13 protein-coding genes are annotated in these 13,691 nt (G+C 39.8%); 2 read left to right on the top strand and 11 right to left on the bottom strand.

The window, feature by feature from the left end:
- Nucleotides 1-148 precede the first annotated feature (148 nt).
- Both AB8618_RS04385 and AB8618_RS04380 read left to right on the top strand, forming a co-directional pair.
- Nucleotides 149-700: a GspH/FimT family pseudopilin gene (locus AB8618_RS04385; RefSeq protein WP_409424978.1), complete on the top strand. Its 552-nt coding sequence runs from the start codon at nucleotides 149-151 to the stop codon at nucleotides 698-700.
- Nucleotides 701-777: 77 nt separating this feature from the next.
- Nucleotides 778-1,314: a GspH/FimT family pseudopilin gene (locus AB8618_RS04380; RefSeq protein ID WP_409424977.1), complete on the top strand. Its 537-nt coding sequence runs from the start codon at nucleotides 778-780 to the stop codon at nucleotides 1,312-1,314.
- A gap of 143 nt (nucleotides 1,315-1,457) precedes the next feature.
- On the opposite strand, the gene AB8618_RS04375 is transcribed toward AB8618_RS04380, so the two are convergent.
- The 11 genes from AB8618_RS04375 to ileS form a co-directional block, all read right to left on the bottom strand.
- Nucleotides 1,458-1,877 (bottom strand): type IV pilin protein, encoded by a 420-nt coding sequence (locus AB8618_RS04375; protein ID WP_409424976.1) that lies wholly within the window; start codon nucleotides 1,875-1,877, stop codon nucleotides 1,458-1,460.
- A gap of 9 nt (nucleotides 1,878-1,886) precedes the next feature.
- Nucleotides 1,887-5,057: a pilus assembly protein gene (locus AB8618_RS04370; protein WP_413401461.1), complete on the bottom strand. Its 3,171-nt coding sequence runs from the start codon at nucleotides 5,055-5,057 to the stop codon at nucleotides 1,887-1,889.
- 1 nt (nucleotide 5,058) lies between these two features.
- On the bottom strand, nucleotides 5,059-5,544 hold the full coding sequence (locus AB8618_RS04365) for a pilus assembly protein PilX (protein WP_413401459.1): 486 nt from the start codon (nucleotides 5,542-5,544) through the stop codon (nucleotides 5,059-5,061).
- A complete protein-coding gene (locus AB8618_RS04360) occupies nucleotides 5,532-6,530 on the bottom strand; it encodes a PilW family protein (protein ID WP_413401457.1) in 999 nt (332 codons plus the stop codon). Before AB8618_RS04360 ends, AB8618_RS04365 begins: the two co-directional genes overlap by 13 nt.
- Before the next feature lies 1 nt (nucleotide 6,531).
- The gene (pilV, locus tag AB8618_RS04355; protein WP_198522260.1) at nucleotides 6,532-7,092 is read right to left on the bottom strand and encodes a type IV pilus modification protein PilV; all 561 of its coding nucleotides are present in this window, start codon (nucleotides 7,090-7,092) and stop codon (nucleotides 6,532-6,534) included.
- Nucleotides 7,093-7,206: 114 nt separating this feature from the next.
- Nucleotides 7,207-7,911 carry a LytR/AlgR family response regulator transcription factor gene (locus tag AB8618_RS04350; RefSeq protein WP_409424972.1) on the bottom strand — a complete coding sequence of 235 codons (705 nt, stop codon included), beginning with the start codon at nucleotides 7,909-7,911 and terminating at the stop codon, nucleotides 7,207-7,209.
- The gene (locus AB8618_RS04345; protein WP_409424971.1) at nucleotides 7,908-8,942 is read right to left on the bottom strand and encodes a sensor histidine kinase; all 1,035 of its coding nucleotides are present in this window, start codon (nucleotides 8,940-8,942) and stop codon (nucleotides 7,908-7,910) included. Before AB8618_RS04345 ends, AB8618_RS04350 begins: the two co-directional genes overlap by 4 nt.
- 27 nt (nucleotides 8,943-8,969) lie before the next feature.
- Nucleotides 8,970-9,899 carry a 4-hydroxy-3-methylbut-2-enyl diphosphate reductase gene (gene ispH, locus AB8618_RS04340; RefSeq protein WP_413401454.1) on the bottom strand — a complete coding sequence of 310 codons (930 nt, stop codon included), beginning with the start codon at nucleotides 9,897-9,899 and terminating at the stop codon, nucleotides 8,970-8,972.
- Nucleotides 9,899-10,339: an FKBP-type peptidyl-prolyl cis-trans isomerase gene (fkpB, locus tag AB8618_RS04335; RefSeq protein ID WP_010391275.1), complete on the bottom strand. Its 441-nt coding sequence runs from the start codon at nucleotides 10,337-10,339 to the stop codon at nucleotides 9,899-9,901. Before fkpB ends, ispH begins: the two co-directional genes overlap by 1 nt.
- Nucleotides 10,336-10,836, bottom strand: coding sequence for a signal peptidase II (gene lspA / locus AB8618_RS04330; protein WP_413401452.1), 501 nt, complete (start codon nucleotides 10,834-10,836; stop codon nucleotides 10,336-10,338). The genes fkpB and lspA overlap by 4 nt, the downstream gene beginning before the upstream one ends.
- A gap of 12 nt (nucleotides 10,837-10,848) precedes the next feature.
- Nucleotides 10,849-13,677 (bottom strand): isoleucine--tRNA ligase, encoded by a 2,829-nt coding sequence (gene ileS, locus AB8618_RS04325; protein WP_413401450.1) that lies wholly within the window; start codon nucleotides 13,675-13,677, stop codon nucleotides 10,849-10,851.
- Nucleotides 13,678-13,691 lie beyond the last annotated feature (14 nt).

The following is a 13,691-nucleotide window of genomic DNA, read 5'->3' as shown; positions in this document are numbered from 1 at the left end:
GCCTCGATTTTAGACAATCATGAGGTTCATAGCAAACAAAGTGATTGAATAGCACAGGTGAAAAATAATCATGGTATGATTATTTTAATAAAAATAACTATACTAGGGTCTGTTGACCTTTCAACATCACCGAGTTAATGAGATTTATATGAAAACCAAGCATACAGGATTTACTCTATTAGAGTTAATGGTTACCGTTGCTATTGTTGCGATAATAGCAAGTATTGCAATATGGAATAGTAGCGATATGCTGGAAGAAAACCGAGGCGAAAACTTTTTATTGGAGCTAAAGCGTAATATTAGTTTTGCGCGATCACAAGCAGCTAGTACTGATGAAATCGTGGTTATTTGTGCAGCTCAGCATTCGGAGGTTAAAAATAATGATGATAGTATGCAATGTCGAGCAAGGTGGGATCGTAATAAAGTTATTATTACCTTTATTGATGCAGATAATGATGGTCAATATAATTCTTCATCTGACAGCTTAATTCGCGCTATGGAAAAAATTAACCTTAATGATAAGGTAACATTCACAGCTGGAGATAGACGAATACGGTTTAACACGAGCGGTCGTATTACCACTAAACCTGGAAATTTTATTTTTTGTCCTAATGGTACTAATGAAAACAATAAAGGGTTAACACTGTCTCAATCAGGGACTGCTTTTTATATAGGTGATACAACTCAAACTTGCAGCTAAAAGCTATTTCATACTTTGTCGTTTTTTGATTATTTACTAAACTAATATAATGGACTGTTAAATGTAAGGCTTCAGGGATGAAGTTAATTATAAGTGTTCACAAAAACGATGGCGTTACATTAGTAGAATTACTAGTAACCATTTTAGTTATTGCAATACTGAGTCAACTCTCTTTGTGGTTTGCTCCTGACTTCTTGGCGCTCAATCGCGCAGATAATCAGGTTAGTCTATTACACCGAAATATTAATTTAGCACGTCTTTATGCTATAGAGCATGGCAACTACGTAACACTGTGCGTTTTGAAAGATAAACAATGTTTAGATGGTGAGTGGCACACGGGTGTGTCACTTTTTACCGATCATGACAAGTCAACATCTTTGGATAATGACGAACGTCTTATTAGTACCTTTGAACATACCCATCCCTCTGATAGCTTAGAATACCCCCGAACTGCAATAACTTTTAGACCCGACGGCTCTTTAAATGGCTTTCAAAATGGTACTTTTATCTATTGCCCTAATAGTGAAAAAGCAAACCTTGAAGGGCTTGCTCTATCTATAAGTCAAACAGGTCGCATAAGAATAAAGTCCACAAATAGATGCAAAAATAACTAACCTGAATTCTAGTTAGGGGGTTTACAGTGTAAAAAGCCGGGTTTCGCGTCAATAGCTGGACTATTGCAAGTAAATTCAACGCAATTAGCGCTAAAAATAGCTGCTTGAGATAGGTATACAATTCAGAGTAAGATTAATTAGCATCATCTACCCCAGCAATAGGTTATATCTGATTTACCTTTGCTGCCTTTAGCCCCTTTTAAGCCTAAATCATTAATAGACAATTCAGTACAATCAGCATCCCCTTTAACAGCTCCAGCGATGGGTTTCGCTGTAATTGTAAATTCATTACTATTAACCACATTTATTGCTAACTCAAAATGCCCGTTTTCAGTTTTACTTTGAATACCTAAGTCACTAAACGAAGTTGAATAAACTCGGTTATCTACAAAGTATTGCTCTTGCTTATTTGCCGCATCTAACAGCGCAGATGCAGCTTCTGCGCGTGATGCTCTTTTTACATACTCACTGTAATTCGGCAGTGCAATTGCGGCAATGATGCCAACAATCGCTACTGTGATCATTAACTCAATTAATGTGAATCCTTGTTGTGTCTTATTCATATACAGCCCTTAATTGTTTATCTCGTCGTTTTCTTCACGCTTATAAATATATGTTTGCTGCGTTTTAAAGCCAAAACCAATGGGCTCCTTATCATTAACCAGCTGAATTTTACCATCAACCACTTTTAAACCAGGTCCTGTAACTTCTACCGGTTTAAGAGGATTTTCGGCTTGCTCACCTTTTATCCCAGGGCCAATCAAGAAAAACTGACTTTCTTCGATAACGTCTTCTTCTGGATTATCATCACACTTTCCATCACCATTCGAATCGGTACAAGAGTTAGTTGCACCGAAATAAAGCTGTGGTGTATCGGGCACATCGTAACTGGTTACAAATTTGAGCTGATCATACACCTTTGTACCGTAATGCAAATGAAACGCATAAAGCGCACCACCGCCTCCGCTTAAAGAACATTGATTCTCTACAACGGCATCAGATGCTGGCGTGAAAGAGGTAAAATAAGCAACTCCGCCAACAACGGTAGCAGCGGCCAATGATTTTTCACCTTTAGCTAATTCGTAGCGCCACCCTTTCTTTTTTGCCAACTCAGCTTCAACAAGATTAAAACCATCTATGTCACCTAGAGTATTACCAAACGGATCATCGTTCATAATCATTAAGTCAGAGGGTTTAATTGCCGCAGGCGCATTGGTTTTAAATGAGCGTGTCAGCGTATTTTCATCACGGATCATAAACAGTTGATCTTGCTCATTTGTATTCGTTGGTTTTGAACGATTACCGCTGCCGATAACAACAGCATCATAAGGAGTATCTAAACGGGTAATAACTTTATCACCATTGATGATCGTCTCCGTTACTTTACTAAATAAAGTACGCGCAATCAAAGGTTTATAAAAGAAGCGCCTATCTTGAGTATTTTGATTGCTACCAAGCTCTGCAAGTTTGAAATGACTAAACTCGCTGCTATCTTCTCCTGGCATATCAATTCGCCAAATATTACCACCGGTATCTGAGGCATAAATTCGGTCAATATAGCCGTCATAATCTGAATCAAGCGTAGTTAAATCAGCGGCAATACTATGTTTACCTTTAAAGCCATTACTATCCGGGGTTAACGCCCATACTAAACTGCCAGTTTTTGCTTCAACTATATAAATGCCCCGACCGCGTGAATCCTCTGCTCTTATAGCCGCATCTTTATTTGTATCGTAACCTGCACCAAATACGAGTAAAGGTTTATTACCAAAAGCTTTAATATAAGCTATTTGCGGTTTTGACCATGTTTGTGCTAATTCCGTAAAGTCGCCTTTTCCGCCTTCAATTGGTTTGCTCCAAAGGCGCTTTGGCTGGTTCGGATTTGTAATATCTAAGCCGTAGTAATTCTTACCACCACGACGCATACCAGCAAAAGCCCAAACAGCATCTCCTTTACTAGCATCTATAATACCGTCATTTAAACCATCGCTATTTAAACTCTTATTACTAAAGTAAACACTGATAGGGCCATCCATGCCATATACCTTGCTATCTGCTTGTTTATTTCTTAGTGGTTTAATAATGTCGAATAATGCTGAAGGTATAAACGCCCAGCTTTCACTTACAGTCTCGCCGGCATCTTTAAACATATGTAAAAACCCAGCATTTGTCCCTATAAGAATTCGTATATCATCATTGCCATAGTCGATAGCAATAGGCTTGGAATGTAACGGGTCGCCAAAAATATCAGAGCGTTGATCTTGCGAAGAGCCATCTTTATCCTCATCATCAACGTCGACTCCTCTAGCCCAATTAACATCTTGGCTTGATAAAGCTAGCGGATTATCAACAATACCGCTAAGAATGTCGCTGACAACCGAAGTATCAAAACTAACAATAGAGCCTTGATTTTCAGTGAATAAATTACGAGCTAGTGGATCTACCGTGCTTAGATAATGGTTTACGCCACCTTGTGCAACCGCATTACCATCAGCAGGTTGGCCCGCAGGTAGCCAAAATGTTTTTGCATCTTTTGAAATTAAACCGTCGCTATTAAGAGCAAGCTTGTTAGTTGCATCAACAATCTGACTGCCTGAAACTTTTAACTTTTTGAGGTTACCACGCCAGCGCGCCCCTGTTTCAGGATAAAACATTGCGAAATAAATAGCGTCTCGACTGCGAGTTTGGTCTACATTATTACTGGCCACTGATGGCGATGAAAAGCTATCGTTTACTTCACGAATACGAGAAATCGTATTTTTAAGTGCGTCTGACAGTTGTGCTGCAGTATTGGCATGTAAATATTGCCCGCCGCCATAGTCTGCAGTCTCAGTAAGTAAGTTTTTACCTGAGTTACTCATACCTGTACCAAAGCCAATAGGAAATACACGACCAATATCTAGTACATTATTGGTTTTGCTATACAAATCAACCTTTACATCATCTGTACCATGGATAATTTTTGCCAGCGCTGCCAAATAACTATTGCTGACAACAGGCGCATTTTCAGAAAAATAGTCATCGTGAAGGTTAAATATGTCATTATTTCTATTAGCGTCGTTGGTAGGATCTCCATCTGTCATTAAAATAATGTTGATACTATTGTCACAGCGTAATGGCTCCCCCGCTACTGGGGCAAAGGGTGATTTATAAACTCCTGATGACTCTGCGGTAAAATCTCGATCATTAGTGTTATCGCCATAGTAAACATCTTGGCCTGTTATATATAAATACGCTTCCCATAATGTTTCAGTTAATGGGGTTGCCCCACTAGCAGGTAACTCATCAATCTTATTGAGCAACGTTGACTTGTCAGCACCTACTCTGGCGAGTACATAACCGCCACTACTGCCATTAAAACGCATTAAACCAAATTCAATATCATCGTTATCGTTCACTAATTGCGTAATCGCATTTTGTGCAACTCGTAAACGACTGTCTTGACAGATAGCTTGCGCATAACCATTTACAGATTTATAACACTGCTGGTATGCACTATAGCTGTCTTTACTTTCGAAGCATTCACTTTCGTAAAAGCCGTTCCTATTTCTTTTGTAACATCTTTCTCCATCGTTTACATCCCAAGCCATACTTCCAGATGTATCAAAAATCATAATTACGCGTGGCTTTTCATCTGTCTCCACATTGTGGTTAACATACAACTCTATATCTTCAGCATGAGCTGACATGCCAATTAATATTGCAAATATAGGCATGAGCATTCTGTTGAGTGTAAGTTTCATCTTAAAACCCCTTACTTATGCTAGCCATCTCTTGGGCTACGCCGGTAACAATTGTTAGTTGGTGTTTACTTTTAGAGCCGTAGTCTATGGTTGTAGAAACTTGCACCATGTTGCATGAAATGCCAGCAGTAAAATTAAAACGACGAGGGCATTCTAAATCAAGTACACCATTGTTTAAGTTAATCATATTGCTTTTCATATCATCACGTTCAGCCATAACAACACCGTTATCTGATACTTCTTCAGGGGTTAAAAAGAACTGATTAGCAGCCCCTTTACTAACCTCATCAGCTATGACACGTTGTACTTCACCAATTAGTTGATTTTCTGCAACTTCACGCTCTTGGGCTGCATTAGTAATTTTAATATCAATACTACTACTACTCATTAAAGTAACCGCAATTCCTGTCACTGCTATGACCATAATAAGTGCAGTAATAAGTACAACGCCCTGTTGTTTCTTTTTCATATGAATTAAATACGCCATAAATTTGCTCCCACATTATTTAAACGAATAGTCGTAGTGAAAACGGTTCGCCTGAAATTATCTGAAAAAGTGAGAGAGCGACTATTAGCATCTTCCCCTAATACGTACGTTTGGTTCTTAATTTTAAGGCCTGGATCTGGCTGCAATGCTCTGATCAATAAAAAAACTTGTACTGTTAAAATACCTTTACGGTTTTCCCAATCGCTGGCATTCATATCATTGATGCTTTTATAGGTATCAACGCGACTATCGCTGGTAGTATCTAAACCAAAAATAAAACGCATATTTTCCACGCCTTCCATTATAGTTTCAGTGTTTATAGACCCGCCTACTAAACGCTTTCGCATTAGTGCGGGTACAGTAAGGTTCTTATTATTTACCGTATAAGTTTGCTCTGAAATATAATAGCTGTGATGGCTATACGGCCATACCGTCGCATTGATATTTACGCTAGTAGGGTCAACAATACCTCGCTCAAAGCGTGCATTTTCTTGTTCAGCAATAAAATAATTCTCATCGCTTTGCGTTTCGTTAACACCTGCGGCATCAACGTCTAGTTGATTACCTTGTAAAAACTTAACCTGTAAAATATCAGTCCCTTTAATTGGGTTTTTTACACAGTTGAGCTCATTCGAACTTGCCGCAGTTTTAGCGTATAAAGATCTAAAGTTACTACTACTCGTTAAATCTGGAAAACTGCCATTGTTAGCTCCTTCAAAGCAGTCATTGGTAGGGTTTGACAGTGATGATGTGTTTGCAGCGGTAAATGAATCATCATAAAATGTTCCCCAAAAACTAACTTGCTCAATATCTCGTTGCATAATATTTATAGCTAAGCGGCCTGACTCTTGTAACTCGCCTATAGTCATTGTGTCTTTGGTGGTTACTTTCATACCGATATAAGTAAACATTACCCCACCCAAAATTAATCCCCCTATAAATAGAGATATCATCATTTCAATGAGTGTAAATCCTGTTTGCTTCATTTTAGCTCCTAACGTATACGTAGCTATTAAGCACGACTAAGCGACGCTTTTTATCTGCGACGCCACAACTAATTTTACCTGTCGCCTCGCTTGCTTTAAATTCTTGGCGGCCCTGCCAAGAAACAATAACCTCAAGGTTATATGCTTTCCCTCCAGAACCCGCCACCACTTCAGGGTTAATACACACAGTTGCACCATCGAGTGATCCGGTATTCTCTCGGGCTCGAATAGCACGTTTCCATTGCTCGATATCTAAACTAGCTATTTGCGCGTTGCTACATGAGCTTGTAAAACATGTTTTAGACGATTTCTTCGTGGTTTCACTGGTAAACTCTACATCGTAAAGGGTCGCGAGTTGCGAAGTATCATTAGCTCGAATACGTTGAATAATATCATTACCAAGCGCAACAGCAGCAGCACGTTGCATTGAATCAAAGCTTGCTTGCTTTGCTTTTGCTTGCAGGGCTACAGCGCCTAATAAACCAAAGCTGAGAATAATAAACGCAATTAGGACTTCAATAAGCGTAAAACCTTTTTGCAATTTAAACGTACTCAAATACATAGTAAAACCAAATAATAATTACTTGATAATAAGTGTATGCAATTACAGATTAGATTCAACTAGAACCATGACTAACGGTTAATTATGTTGATAAGCGGTTAATAGGTAGGCGTATTAAAGTTCACTTTTTACGCTTTTGAGTGCTCGACGACTGACAGCTAACAAAGCAGTACAGCCATCAAGTTCAATAACATGTTGATGGTTTTGAAGCGTATGTAGGGCAATAATTTTGTTTTTATTCACCAAAGTATGTCGATGAATTCTTAATAAATGATGCGGGTATTGCATTTCAAGATGCTTTAAACTGTCCTCAATTAAAGCTTCCCCTTGATCAAACACAACCTTGGTATACTTTTCCTCTGCGTTAAAATAAAAAATACTCTCTATTTCAACACTTCTGATAGTGCCAGCCAGTTGATACGTTACTTTTTCTGTTTGTTGCTGTTGCAGATGTACTCTGTTTAGACGTCCTAGCTGTTGTAATGCATGTTGCAAACTTTTTACTGATATAGGTTTTACCAAATACCCTGCTGCATTTAGTTGCAGTGCATCAAGTGCATGCTCAGGGTGAGCAGTTATAAAAATAATTGCCGGCGGAACCGCAAAGCTATTGAGTTGATTGGCCACTTCGATGCCATTTAAGCCTGGCATATCAACATCTAAAAACACTAAATCAGGCTGAAGTTTTTTTATTTTTATTAAAGCGTCATTGCCATTACCGGCCTCACCTTGCACTTGAATAGATGTATGGCTCTGACTAAGTAAACGCTTTAAGCGTGCTCTGGCTAAAGGCTCATCATCTACAATCAGTGCATTCATAACATGCGCTCTGTTTGTTTTGGGATAACCACTTTAACTCTAAATTCATTTTCTTTGTTAGTTATTGTCAGTTGCGCCTGATCTTTATAATAAATACTTAAACGAGAACGGATATTATCAATTGCCATACCGTTATGCTCTCTTGTATTAGCGGCTTCAATAGGTACAGGGTTAGTCACAATCAAGGTTAAATAATGTGTTGTAACATGCAGCTCAATACTAATGGTAGCACCACTTTGGCTGGGCTCTACACCATGGCATACTGCGTTCTCTACCAAAGGTTGTAATGTAAGGTATGGAATATAGAGCGCAGGGAGATTTTCTGGTAATGACCACTCAACCTGTAAGCGCTCAGCAAAACGCCATGATTCAAGAGCAATATATTGTTTAGTTAATACTATTTCATCACTGAGCAATACACTTTGCCCTGACCGCATTGCAGCCTGCGAAAGCGCCGCTAATGCTAAAATAGCATGCTCTGCAGCCTCAACGTCATGATGCGTTAATTCTGCTGCCGTATTCAAACTATTATATAAAAAATGGGGTCTGATCCGCGCCTGCAAGGCATCAAGCTCTGCACGAGAGAGTGCTTTGGCTTGCTGTTCTTTTTCAAAATGAATAAGCAAAAATTGTACAAAAAGTAAGGTAAGCAAAAATACAATAATGCAATTACGTAACACAAAAAACGTAAGTTGTTTTTCGTTTTCTATATCAAAAGCAATATGAGAAAAAGCCAGACTAAATAAAGCAGTGCTCAAACTATATACAGCAATAAAAAAACTAAGCTGAATAAACTGAGGCTGTTTTGCAAGAAATCGGCGACAAATATATATAAAAGAGGTGCTTACTAATACGGTTACATGGAGAAATAAACTAATCTCTCCCAAATGCAGCCATATGTCACCGCCAGCATTAGGAGCAAAAGCTAAAATAATAGCCACGACTTGGGTTACTATGAGGGATGCAAGTACACCACGCTCATTAAAAAGGGCCGAAAAAAGTAGTGCATCTGGTGTCAGTTGCTTACTCATTCGACCCTCCTTTTATCTATTAATAGACTAACGCAGCTCTACTGGCACAGCAAAAACAATGTTTTCTTCTTCACCAGGGTTTTCTGTTACTTGTTTGCCACCAAGCTCTTTTAAGCGTGTAATGACTTGCTGAACTAATACTTCAGGAGCTGAGGCACCGGCAGTCACACCCACAGTGTTAATACCATCAAACCATGATGCTTCAACATTACTAGCATCATCTATTAAGTAGGCTTGCGTACCCATTTTATCAGCAAGTTCCCGTAAACGATTAGAGTTAGAACTATTTTTAGCACCCACAACTAATAACACATTCACTTTATCAGCTAAATCACGAACCGCATCTTGGCGGTTTTGTGTTGCATAGCAAATATCATCTTTACGTGGACCATCAATTGTAGGAAATTTACTACGTAAAGCATCAATCACATCGGCAGTGTCATCTACTGATAGAGTTGTTTGGCTGCAGTAAAAAAGATTATCCGCATTTTTTACATCAAGCTTTAATACATCATCGACTGTTTCAACAAGATAAATACCACCTTGCTGGTTATCGTATTGCCCCATGGTCCCCTCAACTTCCGGGTGTCCATGGTGACCAATTAAAATGCATTCAATGCCTTTTCTACTAGCACGGGTTACTTCCATATGCACTTTAGTCACTAATGGGCAGGTTGCATCGAATACTTTTAACTCTCTACGCTTAGCTTCTGCACGAACAGCTTGAGATACACCATGAGCACTGAAAATAACAATACTATCGTCAGGAACCTGATCAAGTTCTTCAACAAATACAGCGCCGCGATTTTTTAAACCATCAACCACATAACGGTTATGCACCACTTCGTGACGCACATAGATTGGTTTTTCAAAAATATCTAATGCGCGCTCAACAATACTAATTGCGCGGTCAACACCAGCGCAAAAGCCTCGTGGATTAGCTAATAATATTTCCATTAGCCTTGCACCTCAATAATATCAACCTCAAACGTTAAACGCTGACCCGCTAATGGGTGATTAAAATCGATAGTAACTGACTCACCTTGCACTTCACGAACCAAACCCGGAAGCTCAGTACCATCAGGTTGAGTGAACGCAATAATCGCACCTACTTTAGCCGGTGTTTCTGCACCAAACTTACTACGATCTACATAATAAATATTATCTGGATTTGGTTGACCAAAGGCATCTTCAGGCTCAAGTTCAAATGTTTTGCTTTCACCCGCAGTTAGGCCAAGCAAACATTTTTCAAAGTTAGCGGTTAAACTTCCATCACCCATAGTGAGCTTGGCAGGTTTGTTATGCACTTTTGTTGAGTCAGCGGCAGAGCCATCTTCTAGTTTAATAGAAAAATGAAAAATAACGTCTGAGTTTTCACCAATTACAGCTTGGCTCATGCTTTATGCTCCTTTGGTTCTTCGCCTGTAAAGGCGTCAAATAGTAATAACGCAGCGCCTATACAAATAGCACAATCTGCAATATTAAATACGGGGAAATGTGAGTCTTCGTAAAACACATGTAAAAAGTCAATAACGTAACCATAAGCAACACGGTCGTATAAGTTACCAATAGCACCCGCTAACACTAACGAGTATGCACCACACAATACTTTATTAGACGCAGGAAGGCGCTTTAACCACCATACCAACAAACAACTAATTGCGATTGCTATTACACTTAAAAACCAACGTTGCCAGCCACCCGCTTCGCTTAAAAAGCTGTAAGCTGCACCGTAGTTATGTACATAAGTGATACTAAAAACAGGCAATAGATTAATTGACTCACCATAGGCCATGGTGTTTACAACCAGTGTTTTACTGGCAAAGTCTATTACTAATAGTAATAGACTCAACCAAAGCCACACTAAACCACTTTTTTGGGTTAGTTTGCTCACTAAAAACAACTCCTAAGCGAATTGACGCTTTTCACCTTCACCGTCAACGTTACTTACACAACGACCACAGATTTCAGGGTGCGCAGGCTCAACGCCTACATCTTCACTGTAATGCCAACAGCGCTCACACTTTTTAGCATCTGTTGCTGATACGCTAATGTATAAACCTTCAATTTCGGTTGCTTGTGAATCTGCAGGCTGGCTATCTACCTCAGTAACATTTACAGCTGAAGTGAGTAACACAAAGCGAAGTTCATCACCTAGTGCAGCCAGTTTTGCAGCAAGTTCTTTACTTGCAAACAGGTTAACCGTTGCTTGCAACGTAGCGCCAATCACTTCTTCTTTACGTGCAGCTTCTAGAAGACGGTTCACTTCGTCACGCACATTTAAAATAGCTTGCCAATCTTCATTACTAAACTTGGTCGTAGTTGGTGCCTGTAAGCCCTCATACCAAGTTGAAGTAAATACATAGTCACTGCGCTCACCTGGAAGTGCTTCCCAAATTTCTTGTGCTGTAAAGCTCATGATTGGTGCCATCCAACGCGTCATCGCTTCAGCAATGTGGTACAGCGCGGTTTGACAAGAACGACGTGCATGACTGTCGCTTTTTGCCGTGTACTGACGATCTTTTATAACGTCTAAGTAGAACGAACCAAGCTCACCGGTACAGAAGTTCATTAACTTTTGCGTCACTAATAGCATTTGGTAACTATCGTACGCCGCTAAAATATCATCTTGTAACTGTGCAGCACGCCCTACAATCCACTTATCAAGCTCAACCATATCATCCACAGCAACTTGATCTGTTTTTGGATCAAAACCGCTAAGGTTAGCAAGTAAGTAACGGCTAGTGTTACGAATACGACGGTAGCGATCTGCTGAACGTTTGAATATTTCATCTGATACCGTCATTTCTGCCGTGTAATCAGTTGATGCTACCCATAAACGTAAAATATCAGCACCTAGTTTATTCATCACATTTTGTGGTGAAATAACATTGCCTAATGACTTAGACATTTTGCGGCCGTTTTCATCAACCGTAAAGCCATGCGTAAGCACTTGCTTGTAAGGTGCATGACCATTAATTGCCACAGAGGTCATCATTGATGACATAAACCAACCACGGTGTTGATCTGAACCTTCTAGGTATAAATCAGCAGGACCGGTTAAATCATCACGCGCATCAACAACACAAGCATGCGTTACACCTGAGTCAAACCACACGTCCAGTGTGTCTTGAACTTTCATGTATTGCTGTGCGTCTTCTTCGCCTAGTAAAGTAGCTGGATCTAGGTCATACCATGCTTGAATACCTGACTTTTCAACAAGCGCTGCTGCTTGTTCAATCAGCTCTTGAGTATTTGGGTGTAATGCACCCGTGTCTTTATCAACAAACAATGCAATAGGAACACCCCAGGTACGTTGACGTGAAATACACCAATCAGGGCGGCCTTCAACCATGTTGGCAATACGGCTTTCACCCCATTCAGGTAACCACTGAGTATTTTTAATTTCAGCCAGTGAATCTTGACGCAAGTTAGCCTGATCCATGCTAACAAACCATTGTGGTGTGGCACGGAAGATAATAGGCGTTTTATGGCGCCAACAATGTGGGTAACTGTGCGTTAATGCATGGTGATGCATTAGGGCATTATTTTCTTTTAATACCTCAATTACACTCGCATTGGCTTTAAACACATGTTGACCGGCAAATAATTCAGTATCAGGTAAGTACACACCATTTGCGCCAACAGGGTTAGCTACTTCAAGGTTGTACTCAAGACCCGCCACGAAATCTTCTTGACCATGACCTGGTGCAGTATGCACGATACCCGTACCAGAATCTGTTGTTACGTGCTCAGCAACAATAACAGGAACATTAAAGTCATAAAAAGGGTGTGCTACGGTTAAGTTTTCAAGTGCTGCGCCTTTAACATAGCCAAGAATATGGAAATGGTTGAAACCAAAACGATCCATCGCATCTTTAACCAGCTCAGAGCCTATAATAAGGCGTTGCTGAACGCCTTCATCTTCTACTTGTACTAGCGCGTATTCTAAATCAGCATGCACAGCTACCGCACGATTTGCAGGCAAAGTCCATGGTGTCGTAGTCCAAATAACGGTTCCTACGCTACCAGTTCCTGTATGGCCAGCCGCCAAATCAAACGCATTAATTACCGCATCTTGATCTGTAAAAGTAAAACGTACATCAATGGCTGGAGATTGTTTGTCTTGATATTCAACTTCTGCCTCAGCTAATGCTGAACCACAATCTGTACACCAATGCACAGGCTTAGCGCCTTTATGAAGGTGACCATTTTTTATAATGCGGCCTAGTACACGGATGGCATTAGCTTCAAAGTCGAAGTTCATTGTTAGGTAAGGTTTATCCCAATCACCAAAAACGCCTAAACGTTTAAAGTCTACTTTTTGGCCTTCCACTTGCTTTTTAGCATAGGCACGACATTTCTCACGAAACTCTGCCGCAGTTACCTTAACACCGGGTTTACCAACTTTTTTCTCAACCATTAACTCGATTGGTAAACCATGACAGTCCCAACCTGGTACGTATGGCGCATCAAAGTCTGATAAAGTTTTAGACTTAACAATAATATCTTTTAATATTTTATTTACTGAGTGGCCTAAATGGATATCGCCGTTTGCATACGGAGGGCCGTCATGCAAAATGAAAGTTTTTTTACCTTTCTTCGCGCTGCGAATTTGACCGTATAGGTCGTCTTCATACCATGCTTTAAGCATTTTTGGTTCACGTTGTGCCAAATTGCCACGCATTGGAAACATTGTTTCCGGTAAATTCAAAGTATGTTTGTAGTCGCTCATTAATCCTACTTTCC

The sequence above is a fragment of the Pseudoalteromonas sp. RW-H-Ap-1 genome, assembly GCF_048318575.1.
Taxonomy (GTDB): domain Bacteria; phylum Pseudomonadota; class Gammaproteobacteria; order Enterobacterales; family Alteromonadaceae; genus Pseudoalteromonas.
The sequence above is the reverse complement of the archived record's forward strand: the minus strand, read 5'-3'. Positions and strand labels throughout refer to the sequence as shown.

Excerpts from the sequence above, each read along its gene's own strand:
- AB8618_RS04385 (WP_409424978.1), top strand. The coding sequence starts at position 149 with ATGAAAACCAAGCATACAGGATTTACTCTATTAGAGTTAATGGTTACC.
- AB8618_RS04380 (WP_409424977.1), top strand. The coding sequence starts at position 778 with ATGAAGTTAATTATAAGTGTTCACAAAAACGATGGCGTTACATTAGTA.
- AB8618_RS04375 (WP_409424976.1), bottom strand. The coding sequence starts at position 1,877 with ATGAATAAGACACAACAAGGATTCACATTAATTGAGTTAATGATCACA.
- AB8618_RS04370 (WP_413401461.1), bottom strand. The coding sequence starts at position 5,057 with ATGAAACTTACACTCAACAGAATGCTCATGCCTATATTTGCAATATTA.
- AB8618_RS04365 (WP_413401459.1), bottom strand. The coding sequence starts at position 5,544 with ATGGCGTATTTAATTCATATGAAAAAGAAACAACAGGGCGTTGTACTT.
- AB8618_RS04360 (WP_413401457.1), bottom strand. The coding sequence starts at position 6,530 with ATGAAGCAAACAGGATTTACACTCATTGAAATGATGATATCTCTATTT.
- pilV (WP_198522260.1), bottom strand. The coding sequence starts at position 7,092 with ATGTATTTGAGTACGTTTAAATTGCAAAAAGGTTTTACGCTTATTGAA.
- AB8618_RS04350 (WP_409424972.1), bottom strand. The coding sequence starts at position 7,911 with ATGAATGCACTGATTGTAGATGATGAGCCTTTAGCCAGAGCACGCTTA.
- AB8618_RS04345 (WP_409424971.1), bottom strand. The coding sequence starts at position 8,942 with ATGAGTAAGCAACTGACACCAGATGCACTACTTTTTTCGGCCCTTTTT.
- ispH (WP_413401454.1), bottom strand. The coding sequence starts at position 9,899 with ATGGAAATATTATTAGCTAATCCACGAGGCTTTTGCGCTGGTGTTGAC.
- fkpB (WP_010391275.1), bottom strand. The coding sequence starts at position 10,339 with ATGAGCCAAGCTGTAATTGGTGAAAACTCAGACGTTATTTTTCATTTT.
- ileS (WP_413401450.1), bottom strand. The coding sequence starts at position 13,677 with ATGAGCGACTACAAACATACTTTGAATTTACCGGAAACAATGTTTCCA.